The 23,188-nt window shown below is 61.5% G+C and carries 20 protein-coding genes; 10 read left to right on the top strand and 10 right to left on the bottom strand.

Going from position 1 to position 23,188, the window contains the following annotated elements; all coding sequences use genetic code 11:
• Positions 1-1,060 precede the first annotated feature (1,060 nt).
• Together VHX65_19160 and VHX65_19155 are read right to left on the bottom strand one after the other, a co-directional pair.
• A complete protein-coding gene (locus VHX65_19160; protein HEX4000676.1) occupies positions 1,061-2,335 on the bottom strand; it encodes a PQQ-binding-like beta-propeller repeat protein in 1,275 nt (424 codons plus the stop codon).
• 275 nt (positions 2,336-2,610) lie between these two features.
• Complete coding sequence (locus VHX65_19155; protein ID HEX4000675.1) at positions 2,611-3,738, bottom strand: alpha/beta hydrolase-fold protein; 1,128 nt, start codon at positions 3,736-3,738, stop codon at positions 2,611-2,613.
• Between the two features lie 188 nt (positions 3,739-3,926).
• Between VHX65_19155 and VHX65_19150 the strand changes: the two genes are divergently transcribed.
• Positions 3,927-4,847: a cation diffusion facilitator family transporter gene (locus VHX65_19150; protein HEX4000674.1), complete on the top strand. Its 921-nt coding sequence runs from the start codon at positions 3,927-3,929 to the stop codon at positions 4,845-4,847.
• 54 nt (positions 4,848-4,901) lie between these two features.
• Here the strand turns inward: VHX65_19150 and VHX65_19145 are convergent, their stop codons facing one another.
• Positions 4,902-6,296 (bottom strand): hypothetical protein, encoded by a 1,395-nt coding sequence (locus VHX65_19145; protein HEX4000673.1) that lies wholly within the window; start codon positions 6,294-6,296, stop codon positions 4,902-4,904.
• 100 nt (positions 6,297-6,396) lie between these two features.
• Here VHX65_19145 and VHX65_19140 point away from each other — a divergent pair, with 100 nt between their 5' ends.
• Complete coding sequence (locus VHX65_19140) at positions 6,397-6,540, top strand: hypothetical protein (GenBank protein ID HEX4000672.1); 144 nt, start codon at positions 6,397-6,399, stop codon at positions 6,538-6,540.
• A gap of 189 nt (positions 6,541-6,729) precedes the next feature.
• Entirely contained in the window at positions 6,730-7,854 is a 1,125-nt protein-coding gene (locus VHX65_19135; GenBank protein HEX4000671.1) for a Gfo/Idh/MocA family oxidoreductase, read from the top strand.
• A gap of 88 nt (positions 7,855-7,942) precedes the next feature.
• On the opposite strand, the gene dxs is transcribed toward VHX65_19135, so the two are convergent.
• The 6 genes from dxs to xseA form a co-directional block, all read right to left on the bottom strand.
• On the bottom strand, positions 7,943-9,877 hold the full coding sequence (gene dxs / locus VHX65_19130) for a 1-deoxy-D-xylulose-5-phosphate synthase (protein ID HEX4000670.1): 1,935 nt from the start codon (positions 9,875-9,877) through the stop codon (positions 7,943-7,945).
• A 2-nt stretch (positions 9,878-9,879) separates the two neighbouring features.
• Complete coding sequence (locus VHX65_19125) at positions 9,880-10,833, bottom strand: farnesyl diphosphate synthase (GenBank protein ID HEX4000669.1); 954 nt, start codon at positions 10,831-10,833, stop codon at positions 9,880-9,882.
• A gap of 54 nt (positions 10,834-10,887) precedes the next feature.
• Positions 10,888-11,385: a hypothetical protein gene (locus VHX65_19120; protein HEX4000668.1), complete on the bottom strand. Its 498-nt coding sequence runs from the start codon at positions 11,383-11,385 to the stop codon at positions 10,888-10,890.
• Positions 11,382-11,768 carry a hypothetical protein gene (locus VHX65_19115; GenBank protein ID HEX4000667.1) on the bottom strand — a complete coding sequence of 129 codons (387 nt, stop codon included), beginning with the start codon at positions 11,766-11,768 and terminating at the stop codon, positions 11,382-11,384. The genes VHX65_19120 and VHX65_19115 overlap by 4 nt, the downstream gene beginning before the upstream one ends.
• Positions 11,769-12,136: 368 nt before the next feature.
• The gene (xseB, locus tag VHX65_19110; GenBank protein HEX4000666.1) at positions 12,137-12,643 is read right to left on the bottom strand and encodes an exodeoxyribonuclease VII small subunit; all 507 of its coding nucleotides are present in this window, start codon (positions 12,641-12,643) and stop codon (positions 12,137-12,139) included.
• 2 nt (positions 12,644-12,645) lie between these two features.
• Positions 12,646-13,935: an exodeoxyribonuclease VII large subunit gene (xseA, locus tag VHX65_19105; protein ID HEX4000665.1), complete on the bottom strand. Its 1,290-nt coding sequence runs from the start codon at positions 13,933-13,935 to the stop codon at positions 12,646-12,648.
• A gap of 200 nt (positions 13,936-14,135) precedes the next feature.
• Between xseA and ricT the strand changes: the two genes are divergently transcribed.
• The 3 genes from ricT (at position 14,136) to VHX65_19090 (ending at position 17,319) form a co-directional block, all read left to right on the top strand.
• Complete coding sequence (gene ricT, locus VHX65_19100) at positions 14,136-14,966, top strand: regulatory iron-sulfur-containing complex subunit RicT (GenBank protein ID HEX4000664.1); 831 nt, start codon at positions 14,136-14,138, stop codon at positions 14,964-14,966.
• 177 nt (positions 14,967-15,143) lie between these two features.
• On the top strand, positions 15,144-15,602 hold the full coding sequence (locus tag VHX65_19095) for a Minf_1886 family protein (protein ID HEX4000663.1): 459 nt from the start codon (positions 15,144-15,146) through the stop codon (positions 15,600-15,602).
• A gap of 592 nt (positions 15,603-16,194) precedes the next feature.
• Positions 16,195-17,319 (top strand): prenyltransferase/squalene oxidase repeat-containing protein, encoded by a 1,125-nt coding sequence (locus VHX65_19090; protein HEX4000662.1) that lies wholly within the window; start codon positions 16,195-16,197, stop codon positions 17,317-17,319.
• 353 nt (positions 17,320-17,672) lie between these two features.
• Here VHX65_19090 and VHX65_19085 read toward each other — a convergent pair whose 3' ends face one another.
• A complete protein-coding gene (locus VHX65_19085) occupies positions 17,673-18,071 on the bottom strand; it encodes a hypothetical protein (protein ID HEX4000661.1) in 399 nt (132 codons plus the stop codon).
• 366 nt (positions 18,072-18,437) lie between these two features.
• Here VHX65_19085 and VHX65_19080 point away from each other — a divergent pair, with 366 nt between their 5' ends.
• From VHX65_19080 to VHX65_19065, 4 genes are all read left to right on the top strand, one after another.
• Complete coding sequence (locus tag VHX65_19080) at positions 18,438-20,225, top strand: DUF1559 domain-containing protein (protein HEX4000660.1); 1,788 nt, start codon at positions 18,438-18,440, stop codon at positions 20,223-20,225.
• Positions 20,226-20,319: 94 nt separating this feature from the next.
• Positions 20,320-20,724: a hypothetical protein gene (locus VHX65_19075; protein ID HEX4000659.1), complete on the top strand. Its 405-nt coding sequence runs from the start codon at positions 20,320-20,322 to the stop codon at positions 20,722-20,724.
• Between the two features lie 280 nt (positions 20,725-21,004).
• Positions 21,005-21,961, top strand: a complete 957-nt coding sequence (locus VHX65_19070) for a DUF692 domain-containing protein (GenBank protein HEX4000658.1) — start codon at positions 21,005-21,007, stop codon at positions 21,959-21,961.
• A gap of 176 nt (positions 21,962-22,137) precedes the next feature.
• Positions 22,138-23,106, top strand: a complete 969-nt coding sequence (locus VHX65_19065; protein HEX4000657.1) for a DNA-binding domain-containing protein — start codon at positions 22,138-22,140, stop codon at positions 23,104-23,106.
• Positions 23,107-23,188: the final 82 nt, after the last annotated feature.

Below are 23,188 nucleotides of genomic sequence, written 5' to 3'. Positions count from 1 at the left end.
TGGCGTCGACGCTGGAATTTCGGGATGGCCAAAGCGATTCGCCGGACGATTTGCCGCCTCAACTGCCGGCCCACGATCCCCGCATCGTCGCTGTCACGCAACACTAACCCGAAGCGTTAGCGAGGGAGCGCCGCTACGGCGGCATCGTCTCGCTGCAGGCGGCACAGCCAAATGCACATTGGATCAATACGTTCGTGAGGACGGCCCGCAACGGAGCGCGTCCTCGCTTACGCTTCGGGCTAGTGTGGCGTCGACGCTGGAATTTTGGGATGGCCAAAGCGATTCGCCGGACGATTTGCCGCCTCAACTGCCGGCCCACGATCCCCACATCGTTGCTGTCACGCAACACTAACCCGAAGCGTTAGCGAGGGAGCGCCGCTACGGCGGCATCGTCTCGCTGCAGGCGGCACAGCGCGTGCACATTGGATTAATACGTTCGTGAGGACGGCCCGCAACGGAGCGCATCCTCGCTTACGCTTCGGGCTAGCGTGGCGTTAACGCTGTAGTTTGGGATGGCCAAAGCGATTCGCCTGGCGATTCGTTGCCGTCACGCAACACTAACCCGAAGCGTTAGCGAGGGAGCGCCGCTACGGCGGCATCGTCTCGCTGCGGGCGGCACAGCCAAATGCACATTGGATCAATACGTTCGTGTCGGCGGCCCGCAACGGAGCGCGTCCTCGCTTACGCTTCGGGCTTGTGTGGCGTCGGCGCTGGAGTTTGGGATGGCCAAAGCGATTCGCCCGACGATTCGTCGCTGTAACGCAACACAAACCCGAAGCGTTAGCGAGGGAGCGCCGCTACGGCGGCATCGTCTCGCTGCAGGCGGCACAGCCAAATGCACATTCGATCAATACGTTCGTGAGGACGACCCGCAACGGAGCGCATCCTCGCTTACGCTTCGGGCTTGTGTTGGGGGCGGCCCGCAACGGAGCGCGTCCTCGCTAACGCTTCGGGCTTGTGTGGCGTCGCCCGGCAACGGAGGGCGTCCTCGCTTACGCTTCGGGCCTAGTGGGGCGTCGACGCTGGAGTTTGGGACGGTCTAAGCGATTCGCCCACGAATTTACTTCGCGGCCACGTCGTAACAGAACAGATTGTCCTGGTCGATCAGATATAGCTTGCCGTTGGCGATCACCGGATGCGCCCAGGCGTGGGAGCGGCTGCGATCGGGCTGGTCGAAGCGGCCGTGTTCGATGTATTCCTTGGGACTCGGCTCGATGAGAATCACCGTGCCGTCTTCTTGCCGGTAATAGATCCGGTTGTCGGCCAGGGCGACCGAGCCTTTCGAGGCCCGGCGCTGGCCGGCGCGCTCGTCCCACTGAACCTTGCCGGTTTTGAAATTCAGGCAGACGAGATAGCCGCCGCCATTTCCGCCGTTGGCGCCGTAGAGGTAGCCTTTGTCGAGGATGATGCCGCCGTGGTGGTTTTCCATTTTCTTGGTCGTGTAAACCACCTCGGCCTTAACGCCGTCGCCTTCCGCGATCAATTTCACGAGCGCGCCGCCGCCGCCGTAGGCAGCCGCGGTGAAGATGCAGCCGTCGTGAAAAATAGGCGTGGCAACGTTGGCGATGCGCGTGGCGCTTTTGCTGGATCGCCAAAGCAGCTTGCCGGTTTCCGCATCGAAGCCCGCGGGGCCAGCTTCGAGAAAATGGACATATTGTCGGTGCCCGGCCGCGTCGATCACGATCGGCGACGCGTAGCCGGCCCCGTTGCCATCCGGAACGTGGGCTTTCCAAATCACGTCGCCGGTTTTCTTGTTCAGCGCGACGACCGTGGCTTCTTTGCCGCCGGGGGTGCAAATCACCTTGTCGCCATCGACAAGCGGCGATTCGCAATAATGCCATTGCGCCATGGAATGGCCGCCGAAATCGTCTTTCATGTTCTTGCGCCAAACGATCTGGCCGTCGGCCGTGTTGAGGCAAACAAAGCGGCCTGTGGGGCCGAGCGCGTAGAGCAGTTCGCCGTCGACGGTGGGCGTGCAGCGTGGGCCTTCGCCGCCAAAGCCCGCCGCGCCGATCTCCTCGGCGGGGCCGGTTTTCGTCGCCCATTCCTGCTTGCCGCCATTTTCGTTAAGGGCCCACACGAGTTCGTTTCCATCGCGATAGCTCATGCCGTAGATGCGCCCTTCGGCGACCGACGGCGTGCTGAAGCCGCCGCCGAGCTTGCCGACCCGCCAAGCCAACGGAGGGCCATCTTTCGGCCAATTCTTTAACAGGCCGGTTTCTTTCGAAATGGAATTGCGATCCGGCCCCTGCCACTGCGGCCAATCCGCGGCCTCGAGCTGAGCTGCAACCAACATCAAGCAAGAAAGTCCGCAGACAAACCATTTCAATTTCATACACTCCGCTCCCATCACGGATGTTCCGGCTTAAGAAGAAGCCAACTGGCGGATTGGCGACTCGAATAACCCAAGTCTAGAAGATTCCGATTGCTGAAACCAGTGGCGGCCAGGGTGTGCGTGGCCATTGCCATAAACGCTTGTCGAACCGAAAAACCCCGGCTGGCCTGATAGCGAGCGCCACTGCAGGCTTGTGCAGCAGTGCAGCGACGGCGCGGTGCGCACACTGCCAGGCGAGCCGGCAGCCGCACCGCGAGATTATCGAGTTCGGTTGTTCAGCGGGCATTGCTCTTGGACCCCGCTGAATAGCCCTCCCACAGCCATTGCAGGGCTTCGGGCAGCGTTTGCTGTTTGACGCTTCCTTCGCAATGGCCGGCGTTGCGAGCGAACACGAATTGGTAGTGATACCCCTTCGCGGCCAGGGCCTTGGCCATGTCTTCGTTCGCCCGCACCCAATCGTGCATCTTGTCGCGCATGCTGTTCGGGTTCAGCAGGTCGCGGTCGCCCACTTCCATCCAGATGCGCAGTGGTTTGGCGGGGCTGTTCGGAATCAGGTGTTCGTGCAATTCCCAAGCGCCGTGCGGCGAGTCGGGATTGGATGGCCATTGCTGATTTACATAGGTGCCCGAGTAGGTGAGCACGCGGTGGTACATTTCGGGATGATACCAGGCCATGATCATGGCGCACGATCCGCCGGAGCTGCAGCCCATCGTGGCCCGGCCTTCCGGATCCTTGGTGAGTTTCACTTTGCACTCCTGCTCGACAAGCGGCAGCACTTCCTGTTCGACGAATTCCGCGTATCGGCCCGACATCGTGTCGTATTCCAATCCTCGCTCGCTCCCTTGGGCATCGCCGCTGCCGTTGCTGATCGAAATACCGATCATCACCGGCACCTTGTGCTGAGCGATGAGATTGTCGAGCGCCGTGAACAGCGATCGATCGGGGCCGTCGGCGCCGACGATGAACGGGGCCGCGGTGCCCTGCACATATTGCTTGGGCACGTACACGGCAACATGCCGCGTGTAGGGAGCCGGATGGCTGGTGGTGACCACGAGCTTGGCCGGATCGTTGGGATCGGAAGTGCCAAACGTGTTCTTGTCGCGTGCGATGCCAGGATACAACTTGCTATCGGCGGAATTCAGCGTCAGATTGTGAACGGTTCCTTGCGGCACGCCGGCCTGCACGCTCATGTCGGGGGCACGATTGTGCGTCGGCCCGAGAATAAAATCTCCCTCGACATCGATCGGCGGAACCGCGCCGTCGGGCAATTCTTTCGCGCCGGCCAATGCCGCCGTGTTCGCGTCGCGGGTCGGCGGCTTCGGACGCGCCGCATCCGCGATCGCGGGATAAACGCTCGCCATGAAGGTCAACAGGGCCGCAACGCTAAAAAATTTTCGGTTCATAATTCGGCTGGGCTCAAGACGTGGTGGGATGGGAAGGCGGGCGCGTCCAGATAGTGTACTCACCCGGGCGGCAAAATCCACCGTCGCAAAACCCCGCCCTAGAATGGCGCGGCTAATGTTCGCTTTGCCGAAGGCTCGCGCCACGGCTGCTTTACACCGCTTCAGGAGCCGGTTATCAAGGACGGATGGTGATCGAACCGCCGCCGCCGAAAATTCCTCCTCCCGCCGAGCGGCTCAGTTCGGCCGCGGCCGGCGGAATTCGCATTATTCTCTGGGGCGTGCTGCTCAATGCCCTGATGGCGGCCGTGAAAATTTGCGCCGGCGTGCTCGGACAGGCCTACGCCCTTGTGGCCGATGGCGTCGAATCGCTGGCCGACGTGGTTAGTTCGCTGGTCGTCTCCGGCGGATTGCGGATCGCGGCCATTCCCCCGGACGAGAATCATCCGTTCGGCCACGGCAAAGCCGAATCGCTCTCGGCAATGGTCGCCGCGGTCGCGCTGCTGGCCACCGGAGTCGGCATCGCCATTCAGAGCATCCGGGCACTGTTGAATCCGCCGAGCACGCCGCCGGCGGTTTACACATTGGTGGTTCTGGTGGGCGTGATCGGCGTCAAGGAACTGATGTTTCGGATGATCGATCGGATGGGCCGACAGATCGGCAGCCAAGCCTTGCTCAGCGAAGCGTGGCATCATCGCAGCGACGCGATCACTTCGCTCGCCGCGTTCATCGGCATCACGGTGGCCATCGTCGGTGGCCCGCGCTACATTCGGGCCGACGCGTGGGCCGCGCTTTTGGCGTGCATGATTATCGTGGGCAACGGTGTGCGGCTTTTTCGCCGTGCGCTCGACGATGTGATGGATTCGGCGCCTGCCGCGGAGGTCGACGATCAGATTCGCCGGATCGCCGCGGCGGTGCCGGAAGTGGCGGCGATCGAAAAATGCCGCGTTCGGCGCAGCGGCCTGTCGTTGCTGGTCGATATCCACGTCGAGGTGGACGGCAATCTCACGGTCCGCCGCGGCCACGAAATTGCCCACGATGTGAAACAAGCACTTCTGGATTCGCAACTCTCGATTCTCGATGCAACGGTTCACATCGAACCGACGGACTAAGCGCGCCGGCGGACGAAGGAAGCCGTCGATCGCACAGCAGATCTTCGCCCGCCGTCAGTTCGACTTGTCCGACGAATTTTTGGGCTTCTTCGGTTTGTGCAGGCGTGGCTTTGCTGGTTTGCCCACGTTGTCGGGCCTTGCGGTGCGGCTGGCATTCAGGGCGTTGTTGGCGGCGGCGCGGGCCGCCATGATTGGCCCCGCGAGCGTATCGGCGTCGATCGTTAGGCTGGCCCGCAGCGTCGCGCCCGAGGTGGAGACCGAAAGCGAATTCATCATGTTCATGGCGGCGGCATTTTGCCCGGCAGGCGCGGCCGGCTTGACGCTCGCGACCATCGCTTTCAATCCTTCGATTTCCTTGCGGACATTTTCAGCGGCCGCGGAATCCTTGCAGACGGCGGCCGCATACAGCCGGATATCGTCGCCCACCTGGGCGTAAGCCGAGAAACCGCGAATCTGCTGCAGCGTGGCCCCCATCGGATTGGCCATCCCTTGCCCGGCCACGAGCTGCGCAACTCCGCTGGTGTCGACGGCAATCGCCAGGGGCTTGCTGAAGTCGGCTTCGGTCATGGCGGCTTCGAGGGCCGCGGGAATTCTGGGCGGTGCGTTGCGCTCGAGCACTTGCCGCACTTCCTTGACGGTGCCGATCAACACCGACTGCGGGTCGATTTGTGTCGCGGCCGACGCCGCTTGAACATACATGGTATGGCTGCCGACGGTCGATTTGGTCGTCTCGCCGGGCAACACATCTTCGACCGCGATCGGCTTGGTGAAATGGATCACCACGCAGAATTGCTCATTTGTCGCGCGGCCTCCCATCGTCATCCGCTCGATATCCTCGGGCTTCACTTTCGAGTTTTTGGCCAGTTGTTTCAGATCGGGCAATTGCTCCTTGAATCGTCGCCCCACGCCGCTCGCCAGCAGCGATTTCACGTCGATCGTGAATACCAGATTTGCGTCGTCGGGCATGAATCGCAGATCGTCGCCGAGCCCGGAGCGAACGCCGAACATCATCCACCCGCCGACCGCAGCCGCAAGGAGAAATACACTGGCCGCAATTGCGCCGACCAACCAGGGCGTTTTGGACGACCGCCGCGAACCGGCCGCCACGCTCCGCGGCACCGGAGCAATTCCAGCGGTTGAAACAGCGCTAGCCGGCGAAATTCCGAGCGAATCGAGATCGAACGCACCGCCGTGCGGCGCCGAATGTGCCCCCGCCGATTGCGGCAATGGCGGCGGCGCGGATCGCGGCAGCGGCGGCGTGCTGGATCGCGCTGCGGCAGGAAAGGCTAATGGCGTCGCCACCGGCAGTGGCTTCGCTGCCGGCGGCGACGGGGCCACCGGAATCAAAAACGGCGATTTGCACTTCGGACACGTCGCCTGCCGCCCGGCGAAATCCGGCGGCACGGCCAGCGGCTGCCCGCAGCCCGGACATTTCAACGTGATGTTCATAGTCCACCATCGTGCGAATGAAAGCGTTTCGCCGCCGGAGACCGCTTCGCGGAATCGCGGAGAAGCTTGGAATAATCGCGCAATGTAGCGACTAATTTGCTTGCCGAGTAGCCAGCATGTCCAGTTTATTTTTCAGCCGTTCAACAAGCTTCTGTGGCTGCAAAACGATCTGATCAATCGCCACTATCAAGAGTCGGTCGCTTCCGAACCGGGTGGCTCGCTCGCAATGGCGAACAACGATTGACGAATGCCGAAAGGCCGCGCCGGCAGCCGGGCCAACATGCAGCTTCTCTCCGACGACACGTGTGGAGCTCCGCAACTTGTCGGCCGGCCGCAAAACGCTTACTCTGGCCGGTTCCGAAACGCGGTTGTCACAACGTGGCTTCCGCGGCCGTTGAACTCATTGGCCGCCCGACTTTTCTTGCAATCATCGATGAACGAGAAAAAACCCACCGACGAGCCGGTCCGAATCGCTTTGATCGGCGCCGGCAAGGTCAGCGATTATCACCATGTGCCGGCCATCCGCTTGGACAATCGGGCGCGGCTCGTGGCCGCCTGCGACGCCGATCCGGGCTTGCTCCAACGGCGACGGGCCGAATGGGGATTGAAGCAGACCACCACTGACTTCCGCGAGCTGTGCGCCGATCCGGAGATCGACGCCCTGGTGATCGCGACGCCCAATTTCACGCATTGCGAAATCGCCACCGTCGCGGCCCAGGCCGGAAAGCACCTGATGTGCGAAAAGCCGCTGGGACTGAATGCGGGCGAAGTAAGCCGGATGTATCAAGCGGCGGATGCGGCCGGCATCGTGCATATGACGGCGTTTACCTACCGTTTCGCGCCCGCGATGCGGTATCTCAAGCATCTTGTCGCGAGCGGGGCCCTCGGCCAGCCGCGGCATTTCCGCAGCCAGCGATTCTTGGATTGGCCCGAGACGAGTTGGGGCTGGCGGCAATATCGGGCCCAGGCCGGCGCGGGCGATCTGTTCGACATGACGATCCACCGCATCGATCTGGCGATCGATCTGATGGGGCCACTGCGGCAGATTTGCGGAGCCGTGGCTCGGTTTGCCCCGCGGACGCAAACCGTCGATGGCAAAGCTTGCCCTCCCTCGGATGTCGACGATTGGTCGGCCTTGCTCGGTGAATTCGCTTCCGGAGCGACCGGCGTTTGGGAAGGCACCACGCTGGCCAAGGGGTATGAGCGGAGCGGCTTCGGCCACGAATGGGCCGAGATCAACGGCTCCGAGGGCTCGGCCGTCTATCAATTGCATCTGCCGAACACGATTCTTATCGGCCGGACAGGGCATGATCTCGCGCCGGTCGAGGTGCCGCTCGAGTTTCTCAAGCCGGCCGAGAGCCCCCGCGATCCGCGCGATGGCAACCCGGCGACCGTGTTTCGCTATGATCTCATGTGGGAGTTCGTGTCGGCGATTGTCGAGCGCCGCGAGGCGGCGCCGAGTTTTCTCGATGGGCTGAATGCCCAAATTGTCGCCGATGCGGTGCTTCGATCGCACGAAGAGCGCCGCTGGGTTGAAATCGGGGCGACGAAAAATTAGATGGGCTCGGTTGCCGCGCCCCCAGGCCCGGCCCCTCTGCCACGAAGGGGAGAGGCGAAGGGAGACGCCGGCCCGCGATCGGTGCGGCTCAACTCACGCGGCGGCGATTGGCGTCTTTGCAGAGCCCAAGGTCGTCGGCCAGTTGACGGCAGCAATTTGCGATTCCGGCCGCGTCGAGGCCGAGTTCGGCCAACAGTTCGGCCCGATCGCCGTGCTCGACAAATCGGTCGGGAATGCCGAGGCGGCGGATGTGCGCGGTGTTCAAGCCCGCATCCGCGGCGGCTTCCAGCACGGCGCTGCCGAAGCCGGTCATGAGGGCTCCTTCTTCGACTGTCACGACGAGCGGCGCAGTCTCGATGGCCCGCAGGATGGTTTCCCGGTCGAGCGGCTTGATGAATCGAGCGTTGACGACGCCGATATCGAGCCCTTCGTCGCGCAACTGTGCGGCAGCCTTGATGCAGCTTCCCAGTAGCGTGCCGCACGCGATCAGCAAGCCGTCGGTCCCCCAATCGATGACTTCGGCTCGGCCGAATTCAACCGCGGTTCGTTGCCGGTTGCACTTCTCGGCCGTCGCCTTCGGATAGCGGATCGACGCAGGCCCGTCGTGCGCAAGAGCGAATTCGAGCATCTCGCGCAAGTCGTCCTCGTCGCCGGGGGCCATCACGGTCAGGTTGGGGAATAATCGCATGTAGCCGATGTCGAAAGCGCCGTGATGCGTCGGCCCATCGGGCCCCGTCAGGCCGGCTCGATCGAGCATGAACGTGACCGGCAAATTCTGCAGCGCGACTTCCTGAAAGATCTGATCGAAACTGCGCTGCAAGAATGTGCTGTAAATGTCGACGATCGGCCGCAAGCCGGCCTTGGCTTGTCCGGCGGCGAACGCGACCGCGTGCGATTCGCAAATGCCGGTGTCGAAAAACCGGTCCGGAAACGCTGCGCGGATCGGCTCGAGTTTGTTGCCTTGGCACATCGCCGCGGTGAGCACCGTGACGCGCGGATTCCGATGCATCTGGTCGGAGATGCTTTGGCTGGCAACGTCGGTGTAGGCGCGTGAGGAACTCGATTGGATCGGCAGCACGGCTTCGCCGCCGCAGGCGAATGGCGCGGGCGTGTGGAAATAGACCGGATCGGCTTCCGCCGGCTCGAAGCCATGCCCCTTCTCCGTCACGACGTGCAGCAGCACCGGCCCGTCGGCGTCCTTGGCCAGTTTCAAATACTTGCGCAACTGCGGAATGCTATGGCCGTCGACCGGTCCGACATAGCGGAAATTCAATTCTTCGAACAACATCCCGCCGTGCATTCCGCCATGCATCCCGGCCTTGATCGAGTCTTTGATGAGCGACAGCAAGCGTTCGATTCTGTCGCCGATCAACGGCAAGCGATCGAGTAACCCGGCCACTTCGTGTTTCAAGCCGGTGTAAAAGCGATTCATCCGCAAGCGATCGAGATAATCGGCCAGGCCGCCGACGCGCGGGCAGATCGACATCTTGTTGTCGTTCAACACGACCAACAGCTTGGCGGGCTTCTTGCCCCCGGCGTTGTTCAACGCTTCGAACACGATTCCGCTCGGCAACGCACCGTCGCCAATGACGGCAACGGCGTGCCGGTCGGCCTCGCCGAGCAATTCGTCGCCGCTATGCAGCCCGAGCACGGTCGACACACTGCAACCGGCGTGGCCGGTCATAAACAGGTCGTAGGGGCTCTCGTGCGGATTGGGATAGCCCATCAGTCCGCCGCGCGTGCGAATGGTGGCGAAATGGGAATAGCGGCCGGTGATCAGTTTGTGCGGATAAATTTGATGCCCGGTATCCCAGATCAGGCGGTCGCGGCGGAAATCGAACGTCGTGTGCAAGGCCAGGCAAAGCTCGACGACGCCCAGATTCGATGCGAAATGAGCGGTCCGATCGGCGACCACCTTGCAAAGCGCCTCGCGCATTTCCGCGGCCAATTGCTGCAATTGTGCAAGCGAAAGCCGCTGCAAATCGGCGGGAGATTGAATCGTCGCAAGCAACTCGTCCGCCATGATCATTGATTCCTTTCCAGGACGAATCGTGCCATGCTTGCCAATCGCTCGTCGGCCGGCGCGAGCGGCGCGAGAGCGGCGACCGCTTCGTCGATCGTCTGCCGGGCGTAGCGCCGGCTTTCGTCGAGGCCCAACACGGCCGGAAATGTCAGCTTTCCGCGGTTCGAGTCTTTGCCGAGCCGCTTGCCCACCGCCGCTTCTTCCCCTTCGACGTCGAGAAGATCGTCGATGATTTGAAAGGCCAGGCCGAGCTTCCGGCCGAATGCTTCCAGGGCTGCCTGCCGCCGCGGATCGGCCGCGGCGATCAATCCGCCCAATCGCAGCGAGGCGTGAAACATCGCGCCGGTTTTCCGCTCGTGGATCGATTCCAGCGCGGCCAGATCGAGCGAGGGCCGATCTCGCTGCGGCCGATCTCGCGGCGGCAGATCGTTTTCCGCCGTTTGCCGGGCCAGATCGTCGGCCTGCCCGCCGACCAGGGCGGTGGCCCCGGCGGCATGGGCCAACGTCGCGATGCAAGCGACGGCCTTCTCCGCGGGGCGAATGCCCGCCGCGAGCACTTCGAACGCCAGGGCTTGTAGCGCGTCGCCGACCAGAATCGCGTTGGCCTCGCCGTAGACTTTGTGGCATGTGGCACGTCCTCGACGGAGATCGTCGTCGTCCATGGCCGGCAAATCGTCGTGCACGAGCGAATAGGTGTGAACCATTTCCACCGCGCACGCGGCCGGCAGTGCTGCCTCCACACTGCAACCGCAAGCCTCTGCCGCCCATAACACGAGCGTCGGCCGCAGCCGCTTGCCGGGAGCCAACAGACAATAGCGGATCGCTTCGCCAAGCCGTTCGGGGCAGCCGGCATCGAACCGGCTATATTGATCGAGAGCCGCATCGATCCGCCGCCGCGATTCAGCGAGCGCGAACGGGAGCGAGAGAGCGGTGGATTGCGCTGTGGAAAACTTCAAACAACGCCCCCTCTCGCCGCCGACCTTCCATCGAGAAAACGCTCCACCCGCTCGTTAAGACACCCGCAAGGGATAGAAACCGTCGAAGACAGGTCGATTGTTGATTTGCAATGTGCCGATGTGCCAAAAAATCGCGAAGTCATTGATGTCGGACGATTCATAGGGCACGTCTTCCTCCCCGTGGGGCGACACCAGCACAATTCGCACGTGAAATTGCTTCTGCCGTCGATAATTCAATTCGACTTCGTCGATCTCCATGCCTTGCATGACTCGCCAAACCATGAGTAGCATTTTGGGAGTTCTGGAGCCGCCGAGAATCTGGAAGAACCCACGCACCCGGGAAGGATTACGCTCGAATTCATCAACGACTGCCTGCGGCGAGAGATCGGGCGCGGACGTCCCCAATCGTGAAGTCGCAAGCTCGCTAACCCTTTGTAGCGTCCCAAGAACGTAGTTGTAGCCGGACCCTTTCGGGGCAAACGAGTCGATGATCCAGCCCTCGCCTGACCTTCGGATGGCGTCTTCCAGCGTGAGTGCGGTCGGCGCGTTCATGCTGCCTCCGCGAGCGCAACTGCGCAAAAAAGGTCGTCGCGAAGAGCAGTGGAGATCGCATTGATCATTTGCCGCGTGAACTCATTTTCCTCGTCGACGACAATCGTTATGAATCCAGGGTCGGTAATTAAATGAACCATCGTATTATATAAGGATGGGACCGCACCCATCGCCTCCCATCGATCAGCCGCCTTCACGTCTCTGTAAACGAAAATTTGTCTCTTCCCGCCAAATGGCATCTGGTCGAACGTGTCGTAACGATCACCCGTCAGCACCTCCTGGAATACGGCATCTGGCCAAAGCTGCCGGGTGGCTTCAACAGCGCGTTCAAGCGTAGAATCGCCAGCCCATGTCGGTAGCTCTAGGTCGATTCCGCCAATCATCCAAAGTCTCCTTGCAACTCGGCAAAAGTGCCGGTGCGCCACTGCCGCTCCCCCGAAACCGAATAATCCGTTGGGCTGTAGTAGCATTGGTTGTCGCGCCCGCGGCGATTTTCGACAGGTGCTAGTCCCTCGGTTCCAACGAACCAAAACACATAACGCAGCTTGGACTTCGGCACACGAATCCGCATGGCTAATGTTCGTAGGTTTGCCGCGCTCGGTTCGATCCCCGTAAAACACGCGCCGCATGGGCACCAGGATGCCCTCGGTTGGCTCGCCCGGAATCGCCACGCCGAGTGAGCCCGGATCCCATTCCAGCCGCGCCTATCTGTGTAATGAAATAGGTTGGGCATCCAATCGTATTTTCCATTCTAAAACAGCCGGCCGGGCGAGTCTATCTTGCTGGGGCCGGGCGGCGCGTCGGGATCGCACGCGCTGCGGGACGATTGCTCGGGTGGAATCGATGAATCCGTTGCCGAAGGTGTTTCGATGGCCTGCGAGGCTGCGGCCTGCTGCGCCGGAGCCCGCGAAGCCTTGGCCGGCTTTGACGATCCGGCGCTGCGCTGCCGGCTGCGGCGAGTGCCTTGCTCGGCTTGATCGGCCGACGCCGTGTCGTCGTAGGGCTCGACCACGGGATTACCGGCCGCATCGACGCCCGTAAGCAGTTCGATCCGCCGTTCGGCCGTTTCCAGGAGTGCAAAGCACTGTCGCAACAGACCTACCCCCTCTTCATAGCGGGCGAGTGCTTCGGCCAATCCAACCCGGCCCTCTTCCAATTCGTAAACGATCGCCTCCATCCGAGCGAGGGCGCTCTCAAAATCGGGCGGAGCGGTTGGCGGGGCCGCTGTTGCGGCAAGCTGTTCGTCGTCAGTTGTCATGTTCAACTCTTGCTATTTTGCCAATCTTGCGAATCCGCCGTTGCGGCGCCCGCGCCGTCCGCATTTCCGACGCTTTCGACCCGGCTGATCACCTGCCCGCGGGCGAAACGAGTCTGAATTTGATCCCCCACCGACAATTCCTCGCTGGCGGCGATCAGCCGGCCATCGAGCCGCGTCGTCAATGTGTAACCGCGCGATAACACTCCAAGTGGACTGAGCGATTCCAGCCGCGCCGACATTCCCGTCGCGCATTGCCGGGCTTGTGCCAAACGCTGCCGGATGGCTCGTTCGGACCGCGCCGACCACTGGTCCAATTGTTGCCCCAATTCGTGCAAGCGGTCAAACGGCTTCCGCACGACACGCCGATCGGCGAGCGATTCGAGCCGCCGGCGCTCATTGCCGACGCGATTGCGCAGCGCGGCGACCATTTGCTGTTGCCGAGAGCGAAGCTTGGCCCGAATGTCGTCGATCGCCGGCACGACGCGCTCGGCGGCCTCACTGGGCGTCAGCGCCCGCAGGTCGGCCACCAAATCGGCCAAGGTGACATCGATTTCATGCCCCACGCCCGACACGACCGGAATCCGCGAGCCAGCGATCGCCCGCACCACCGCTTCTTCGTTAAACGCCCACAGGTCTTCCAAACTCCCGCCGCCGCGAGCCACGACGAGCACGTCGATGGGCGTCAGCAGCCGATTCACGGTCGCGATCGCCCGCGCGATTTCGTCGGCCGATCCGACTCCTTGCACGCGCACGGGCACGACCAGCACATCGCAGCCTCGCCAGCGGCGGCCGAGCACTTGCAGAAAATCGCGGATCGCGGCGCCGGTGGGGCTAGTGACAACGGCGATGCGGCGTGGAAAGGCGGGAATTGGCCGCTTTCGGCCCCGCTCAAAAAGCCCTTCTGCCGCCAGCTTTTCTCGCAGCCGGCGCAGCGCCTGCTCCAGTGCTCCGAGCCCCTTCGGCTGCAGCTCGTCGACGACAAGCTGGTAGCTGCCGCGGGGGGCATAGAGGTCCAAATGCCCGCGGCAGATCACTTCGAGCCCATCGTGCAAATCGCAGCGGATCGTGGCGGCAGTGCCGCGCCAAATGACGGCCCGGATCTGGGCCTGATCGTCTTTGAGCGTGAGATAGCAGTGTCCGGATTGCGGGCGCGAGAAATTGGAAATTTCGCCGCTGACCCAGACCAGCGGAAAACTCCCTTCGACGACCTCCTTGATCAAAAGCGTGAGAGCCGAAACCGTCAGCACCGGCGGCAACTGCGGGCGATCGAGTTGTGTAGCGGCTGCGTCCATGCGGAAACAATATAGAGGGGCGCGGGGCGCGGGGCGAGGGGCGCGGGGCGCGGGGCGAGGAAAGGCAGAGCATGGCGGCCACTGGCCGAATGCACCGTTTTTCCTCTATACTCGTGCGATCGACCTACCTAAAACTTTACAGAAGCGCTTGACCGTCTTACTCGCCCCTCGCCCCTCGCCCCTCACCCCGCCCTTCCTCGATGCCGAAATACGTTGTTCGATACGGGGCAATGCGGAATTTGGGTGTGATGAATGCCCGAGACGACGCCCCGTCTAGCCGCGGCACGCAGGTTGTCGCCCGCACCGATCGCGGCCTCGAGACGGGCATCGTGCTTTGCGAGGCGACGCCCGAGGCCGTCAAGCAGCTCACCAATCCGACCTCGGGCCAAGTGCTCCGAGCGATGACCCCGGCCGACGTGCTCGAGCAATCGCGGATCATCGCCCAACAGCGTGCCGAATACGAATCGTGTCTGCGGCTGATCGAGCAATTGACCCTGCCGATGCAGCTGGTGGACATCGAGCACATTTTCGGCGGCGAGCGGATCGTCATTTATTACCTGGCCGAGAATCGGGTCGATTTTCGTGAGTTGGTCCGGCTGCTGGCGGCCGAATTTCAGACACGCATTGAAATGCGGCAAATCGGCGTCCGCGATGAAGCGAAGCTGTTGGCCGACTACGGCGACTGCGGCAAGCCGGTGTGCTGCAACACGCATCTCAACGAAATGCCCCCTGTTTCGATGAAAATGGCGAAATTGCAGAAGGCGACGCTCGATCCGACAAAAATTTCCGGCCGGTGCGGGCGGTTGAAATGTTGCCTGCGATACGAATACGATACCTATGAGCAATTGCAGAAGGATTTGCCGCCGGTCGGCTCGGACGTGTTGACGCAAACCGGCCGGAGCCGGGTGCTGGCCCATGAGATTCTTGCCCGGCAATTGCTCGTGGAGACGGAAGATCATCGGCGCGTGTTGATCCCCGCTGCCGATGTGTTGACGGTGTTGAACCGCGGCGCCGTCGAGCACGGTGGTTAAGGCTCGGCCGAAAAATAACTTCTCCACAGAACCCCTCTCCCCTTGCGGGAGAGGGCAGGCTGAGGGGTTCCTTCGGCGACCGAGGCTTGCGGCTCGCTTGCGGTTTCGCGCGTCGAATTAAATACTGTTTGTCGCCCAGCCAATCCCAAACAAACGGCGGCTTGCTAAACGATGTCGATGCTCGACCCCACCCATCCGCTGGCCCAGCTCTTGAATCGCGACCGCCGCTATCGGCTCGATGCCTATGCGTTCGTGGAAGAAGCGCTGGGCTATGCACACGAAGCGCTGGGAATGGGCCGGCACAAGCTTTCCGACGAAGAGGATCAGCCCCCAATCCCGACGCCGGAAGAGGGTGGCCAGGCCGAGCGGCATTTGACCGGCCAGGAGCTATGCGAAGCAATTCGCCAATATGCCGTCGAGGAATTCGGCTATCTGGCGAAATCAGTGCTGAATAGCTGGGGCATTTACACGACTCGCGATTTCGGCAACATCGTGTTCAACCTGATCGAAATCAAGCGGATGAAAAAGACGCGCGAAGATCGGCTCGAAGATTTTGACGACGTCTACGATTTCGACACCGCCTTCCGCAAATCGTTCCATTTTCGGCCCGACTCATCGGAGGAGGAGAATGGCTAGGCCGAAGCAACGAAAGCCGCGGCCTGCGCCCCGGAAAAATGATCCGGACGACCCGGGCCGCGAAACTGCCTCGACCCGTAATCCGCCGCGAAACACAGTTCGCAATTCGCCGGCGGCGAAGCCTTCTGCCGACGAACCGCTACCGACCGAATCGCCGCCGTCGCCGCCGACTCGGCGGCAAAAAATGCTGTTCGCCATCAGCTTTGCCGCATTCGTCTTTTGGCTCGTGTGCCTCGCCGTCATGGCACTGCTGCGGGCAAGGTAACTCGGCTGAAATCGCGACTTTACGTCATGCGGGCCTTTCGAACCGTTCGATTGACGCCGCCCCAGGCTGACGTAGAATTGGGCGCGGTCTTTAGTTCCCTGTCCGGGCAATTCCGGAGCCGCCAGAATCGCCGCCCCGGCGGTTTTTTGGCCACGCGCGGCGAATTTTTCGGCATTTGCTCGATTGCATTGCCACCCGTTTCCCGAAGAGCTTGTGGATTTCTTCACGGCCACGCGGTAATCAGCAACGGCATATTTATTGCAACGTCCGCGAGTTTTCGATCCCGCCGAACTCGCCCGCAGCACTCGAATTGAAGGAGTTTGAAACATGGTCCGCCGCAAGCTATTGGCCGCCTTGGGCATTTTCACTTTGAGCGCAACCGTCGGAGGCTTGGCTCACGCCGCAGATACCGCCGCGCCGGCCGAGTCGGACGCAAAGCTCTATCAGCAAACCGTCGATCGGGGCGTCGAATATCTCATTACCAAGGGCGTGCAAGAAGATGGTTCCTACGGCAAGGATCTTGGCCCCGGCATGGCCTCGATTTGCACCGATGCCTTGCTGCGGCAAGGACGCTCGCCCGACGATCCGGCCGTGGCCAAGAGCCTAAAATGGATCAAAACGTTCGTTCATTCGGATGGCGGCATCTATTCGCCCGACTCGCCGGTCAAGAATTATGAAACATCGCTGGCCGTGCTGGCGTTCACCGACGCCAACGGCGACGGCCGCTACACGACGCTCTTGAAGAACGCCGACAAGTTTTTGAACGGCATTCAATGGGGCGGTGAAGAATCGGATGTGAAATACGGCGGCGCCGGCTACGGCAAGCACAAACGGCCCGACCTCTCGAACACCGGCTTCTTCATGGATGCCCTGAAGGCGGCGGGCAACGGCCCGAACGACGAAGCCGTCAAGCGGGCTTTGGTGTTCGTGTCGCGCTGCCAGAATTTCGAATCGCCGGCCAACACCACGCCCTACGCCGCCAAGAATCCCGACGGCGGCTTTTACTACACCCCGACGGTCGAAGGGGGCAGCGAAGCCGGAACCACCGCGGATGGCGGCCTGCGCAGCTACGGCTCGATGACCTACACCGGCCTGAAGAGCATGATCTACGCCGGCGTGAAGGCCGACGATCCGCGCGTCAAGGCGGCGGTCGGCTGGGTGAAGAAAAACTACACGCTCGATGCCAACCCCGGCATGCCCGAACGCGAAGCCGGATTGTTCTACTACTACAACACGTTCTCGAAAGCGCTTGCCGCGTTGGGCCAAGACGAAATCGTCGACGCCGAAGGCCGCTCCCACAATTGGCGCCACGAGCTGCTCGAAGCCATCGCCAAGCGCCAAAAGCCCGACGGCTCGTGGGTCAATTCCAGCCACCGCTGGCTGGAAGGCAACCCAAATCTGGTCACCGCCTACTGCCTGATCTCGCTCGCCAATTCGAAGGCGAAGCATTGATAACAGCGCTGCCGGCCGTAGGTCAGGCTTTCCAGCCTGACTCCGTTGCGTGCGGCGCAAAATGGGCCGGCCCGTATGGGTTGGCGGTTCGTCGGCAAAGCGAAGCCTGCCGCGATCCGTTTGTAAACCGCATGTTCGCCCGAAACGACTTCGAACAACGAGGGCTTCCCGTCTGAGTTCCTGTCGGGCTTCTTGACGAAGGGAACCGACTCGCCAAACTGGCTCCGGATCTCCACGGTCGATTGATCGGTGAACTGACCCAGCCGGAAACCGGGCCGGCAACGCGGGGCAACGTGCCGCGGCCAGCGAGAAGGCGTTTTTCGTTTCAGGCGCGCCAATTCAGTGTAGCGGCCCTATTTGAACACGAACTGATCGAGTTGCGAGTTGAGATTCTTGGTGTCGCCGGCTTGCAAATCTTTTTCCGACGATTTGTAAAGTTTTGCCAAGCCTTGCACCATCGCCGAAAGTTCGCCGCGCCACGTTTCGAGTTGTTTCTTTGCGTCGGGCTTCAGTTCGTCTTTGGCCTCTTTCAGGCCGATGAATTTTTCGAAGGCCTTGTTCAACGTTTCGCCTTTGCTGAACGCGGCCATCAGGCTTTTTTGGCCCGGGCTCTTCTTGCAATCTTCGAGGGCTTTTTGAAAGCTGTCGATGTGCGGCCCGACGTCGGCCTTGCTGAAGAAACTCGACTTGGAAAGATTGTTCTTCTCTTTGAAAGTCTTCCATTTGTCGCGAGTGAGCGTGAGAACATGCATGGTTCGAGCCTCCCTCATGAAGACGGGTGATTCCCAGACCGTCGATCATCGTACAAATTCGTTCGAGCGAATGTCAATCAAGCGAAAAAAATCAGTGGTTAGTGGTTAGTGGTTAGTGGTTAGTGGTTAGTGGGTAGTGGGTGGTGGTAGTGGTTAGTGTTAGTGGGTAGTGGGTAGTGGGTAGAGACGAAGACCGCCGAAATGCGCCTCCGAGGCACGAGCACGGAGCAGGCCGCACCAATGCCGCCGATTGTTGACACTCCTACTGGCCACGATTAGCCTGGAAAGGCAAAATCGGTGGTTTCGCCCTCGGAATTGCCGCCGTGGGCCTTTCATTGGCCGACAAAATCGATTGGGGGTGGAACGATGCGCGATGTTCAATGGTCGCTCGCGGCGTTGGCCTGCTTTGCAATGGTGATGACCCCGTGCCTGCAGCCATGCTTTGGCGATGAGCCGCCGGCAATCGCTGCGCCTGCGGCCATCGCTGCGCCTGCGGCCATTGCTGCGCCTGCGGCCCAAACCGATTCAGCGGGATCAAAGGCCGCGGCGGTCGATCTGAGCTTTGTGCCCGCATCGGCCGTGGCGGCCTTGGTGCTGCATCCGCAACAAATTCTTGCCGGCGAAGCTGCGGACCTATTGCCGGTCGAGGTGGTCACTGCCGCCGGGCTGCAAAAGGTCGGCTTTGATCCGGCGCAGATTCAGGAGGCGATTGTCGTGGCAGCGCCGCCGGAGATGGCCGCTCCAGCGGAATTGGCGCCGTCCGGCCCGACCGAACGGCCAGCGGCTGGCCCGCGCGAAAACGCGCCAAGCGTCGGCGCGATTCTGCATTTTTCGCAAGCGTATTCGCGGCGCGATGTGTTTGCCAAAATGAAGCCAATGAATCCGGCGATTCAGGAGCTCGACGGCAAGAAATTCGCCATGCTCCGCGGCCCGATGCCGATCGGCCTGTTCATGCCCGACGACCGCACGCTCGTCGTCGGCACCGACGGCTTCTTGCAGGCAATGATGGCCGCCAAGAATGTCGACAGCAAGTTGACGCAATTATTGCGAGCGACCGATTGTTCGGGCACGGCGACCGCCGTTTTCTCGCTCGACGCCGTGCGCGGCCTGATCGATCAAGCGCTGGCCCACGCGCCGCCGCTGCCGCCGCAATTTGCCGATTTCCTGAAAATCCCGAAGCTGATTTCGTCGGGCGTCATCAAGCTCGATGTTCGCCAGCCGAGCGAATTTTCGGCGACGCTGCACACCGCCGACGCGAAATCCGCCGAGGAACTTCAAGACCTGATCGAGCGCGGCTTGGCCATGGGCCGGCAAATGGCGCTCGTCGATCTCGCGCAGCAGCAGCCGCGAGCCGATGACCCGGTGCAACAAGCGATGCAGAAATATATGATCCGCATGACCGGCCGAACGTTCGACAGCCTGAAACCGACGCGGGACGGAGCCGACGTGCGTTGGGCAGTAAAGAGCTCGGGCGGGCCGGTGGTAAGTGTCGCAGTGATCGGAGTGCTGGTGGCGCTTTTGCTTCCCGCAGTGCAGGCGGCTCGCGCGGCGGCCCAGCGCAATCAGACAGTTGCTAGGTTGAAGGAGATCGGCTTGGCGCTTTTGAACCACGAATCTGCATACCGGCGATTTCCGGCTCGAGCGATCTTCAGCAAAGATGGGAAGCCGCTCTTGAGTTGGCGGGTGCAAATCTTGCCGTATGTGGACGAAACCCGCTTGTATCGGGAATTCCATTTAGACGAGCCGTGGGATAGCCCGCACAACAAGCCGCTCATCGCTCGCATGCCGGCGGTTTTCGCGGAACCGGAAGATGATCCCGCCAGTGGTTTGACGCATTTCGCCGCTCCGGTCGGCAAAGGCCTCATGTTCGACGGCGATAAGGGCACGACAATTGCTAGCATCACCGACGGAACCAGCCGGACCATTATGGCCGTTGAAGCCGATAATGCGCTAATTTGGACCAAACCCGAAGATTTGGACGTAGACTTGGCCAAGCCGTTGATCGGCCTGGGGCACGTTCGGTCCAACGGTTTTTTTGCGGTTTTTGGCGACTGCCATACGACCCTGATTCCCAACGATATCGATCCCTCGGTGCTCAAAGCGGCATTTACGATCGCCGGAGGCGAAGTAATCGATTCGTCGGCACTGCGATAGATGAACTGACAGCCCAGTTGAATTCTTTCGTTTTGTTATTGCTGAGTTTCACATCCTTGAGAGAGAAAGCGAGCTAACCATGGAGCGATCGGAGATGAGTCGCCGCGATTTTCAGCGGCTGACGGCTGCCGCCTTCGGCGGCGCAGTGATCGGCGTCGGAATGCAATCGGCCGCTTCGGCCGCTGAGCCGACCAGTCCGCTGTTGGGCGACCCGCACGTTTGCCGTGGCTTGAACACTTGCAAAGGCAAAGGGGCCGGCAAGAGCAACGCCTGCGCCGGCCAAGGCGCGTGCGCGACTGCCGAAAGGCACACCTGCAACGGCGAAAACGCCTGCAAGGGCCAAGGCGGCTGCGGCGCTCATCCGGGCGAAAATTCGTGCAAAGCCAAAGGCTCGTGCAATGTGCCGTTGACTGCCCAAACCTGGCCCAAGGCTCGCAAACGCTTCGAGCAATTGATGAAAGCCGCCGGAAAAACGTACGGCGCAGCGCCGGCCAAGTAGTGTCAACCACGGCCGAACGAACGAACGGCCGCGTCGCAGTTCTGTAGCCGTGTGCCATTGGCTCCGCTGGTGGATCGAATCCGTTCGGGGATTCGCACTGGCAAAGCCAGTGGCACACGGCGATAATTTAGGCCGGTCGCTGCCTTGTGCCTGCCCACGGCTTTGCGTGGGCACGTTCGCCCACAGCGATACACATGCCCACTCAAGGCAGTGGGCATGGCGCCCGCGCCTTCTGTAGCCTGTCGCCTGTAGCCTGTCGCCTTCCCCCACGGGTTTTTCCATGCCGTCGCCACGCTTGGGGCTTCCGAATCTCGGGCTTGGGGTCGGCCTAAGGTCGATCCATTTTCCGCATATTCTCGAACACAATCCCGAGGTGGATTGGTTCGAAATCATTTCGGAAAACTACATGGATTCCGGCGGCCGGCCGCGCTACGTGCTCGATCAAATCGCCGAGCGCTATCCGATCGTGATGCACGGCGTGTCGCTCTCGATCGGCAGCACCGATCCGCTCAATTTCGAATATCTCAGTAAGCTGAAGCGGTTGGCTGCGGCGGTGAATCCGCTGTGGGTTTCCGATCATCTCTGCTGGACCGGCGTGCAAAGTTTGAATGCCCACGACTTGCTGCCGATCCCGCTCAACGAGCAAACGCTTTCGCACGTGGTGTCGCGGGTACGGCAGGTGCAAGATTTTCTCGAGCGGCCGCTGGTGCTCGAGAATCCGAGCAGCTACGTGACCTTCGCCGGCTCGACGATGAGCGAATGGGAATTTCTTTCCCGCATGGCGGAGCAAACCGGTTGCGGATTGCTGCTCGATGTGAACAACGTTTACGTGTCGAGCATCAACCACGATTTCGATCCGTTCGAATATGTCCGCTCCGTGCCGCACGAGCGGATCGTGCAAATTCATCTCGCCGGCCACAGCAATTGCCGCACACATTTGATCGACACGCACGACAACCATGTGATCGATCCGGTTTGGGAGCTCTACCGGCTCGCCCATCAATTCACCGGCGGCGTGTCGACGCTCTTGGAATGGGATGCCCGCATACCGGCGTTTCCAGTAGTGCATGCGGAAGTGTTGAAGGCGAAGCAATACATGGCGGCGGAGCTTTCGCCACCGAGCGCATCGGCGGCCGATGAATCCGTCGCGCCCAGCGCTGGCGGTGCGGCCGAATATGTCGATTCCGGTTCAAGCGTGCCGCACCCGCTCGCGTATGTGCCGATGGAAGTCGAGTGAGGGGGCGGCATGTCGTTATTGTAGGAGGCACACTCCGTGTGCCGTCGGCGCTGCTCTGTGCATGACACACACCAAGAGGCAGACGGCACACGGAGTGTGCCTGCTACATTGGATGCGACGATACGGCGATGTCTCTCTTGCTGGCGCCGCGGGCTCCAGAAACGAATGATCGAACGATGAGCGAACCGGAATCACCTTTGGCCAAAGTGCAGCGCTGGATGCAGGCAGTGATCATGCATCCGGAGGGCGTCGAGGCGGGTTTGGATTCGATCGCCGCACGGAACCATATCGACGTGCCGCCGGAGCAAGTCGAGCAGGTGATTTCGCGGTCGGCGGCATTGTCGAGCGTCGAGCGGCTGTCGATTTACGCCAATGCGTATTACGCCCGGCTGCTGGAATGCCTCGGCGAGGAATTCCCGGTATTGAAGCAGACGCTCGGCGACGAGACGTTCGAGGCGTTTGCTTTCGCCTATCTGCAAAACTATCCGTCGCGCAGCTACACGCTCAATCGATTGGGGGCCAATTTCGCGGCGTTTCTCGCGGAAACCCGGCCGACCGGTTCCGAGCCGGCCGAATCCGCTGAGGCGCTTGAGATTGTGGCGCCCGACGGCGACGCAACCGACGATGCCACGGCCGATTCGTCCGAGCCGCTGTCGCCCGATTGGCCCGACTTCATGATCGACTTGGCGACGCTCGAATGGACGTTTAGCCAGGTGTTCGACGGACCGGGCGTCGAACGCGAGCCGCTCTTGGAAGCGACGGAATTACGCACGATCGGAATGGATCGTTGGCCCGACGCTCGCTTGGAGACGGTGCCTTGTTTGAAGCTGCTGGCGTTTCGATTTCCGGTAAACGCGTATTACACGGCCATGCGGCGCGGTGAAGAGCCGTCGATTCCGGCCGCCGCGGCGAGTTGGCTGGCGGTGACGCGCCGCGATTACGTTGTCCGGCGGCACGAGATTTCGGAGCCGCAATTCGTGTTGCTCTCGGCAATCATCGAAGGGCAATCGATCGGCGCGGCGATCGCGCGCATGATGGAATTGCCCCGACTCGATATCGACAGTCTGGCCCGCGATCTGCGAACGTGGTTTCACGATTGGGCGGCGGAAGGATTTTTCCGCCGCATCATCGCGGAAGGTGAGTGACCGGGGGAAAATCAACCGCCAAGGACGGCGTCAACTCGGACACCGGCAGACTGCGCTTGCCAGTGGCACACCAGCAGTTTGC

This window comes from Pirellulales bacterium, from assembly GCA_036267355.1.
In the GTDB taxonomy this organism is placed as follows: Bacteria; Planctomycetota; Planctomycetia; order Pirellulales; family DATAWG01; genus DATAWG01.
The sequence above is the reverse complement of the archived record's forward strand: the minus strand, read 5'-3'. Positions and strand labels throughout refer to the sequence as shown.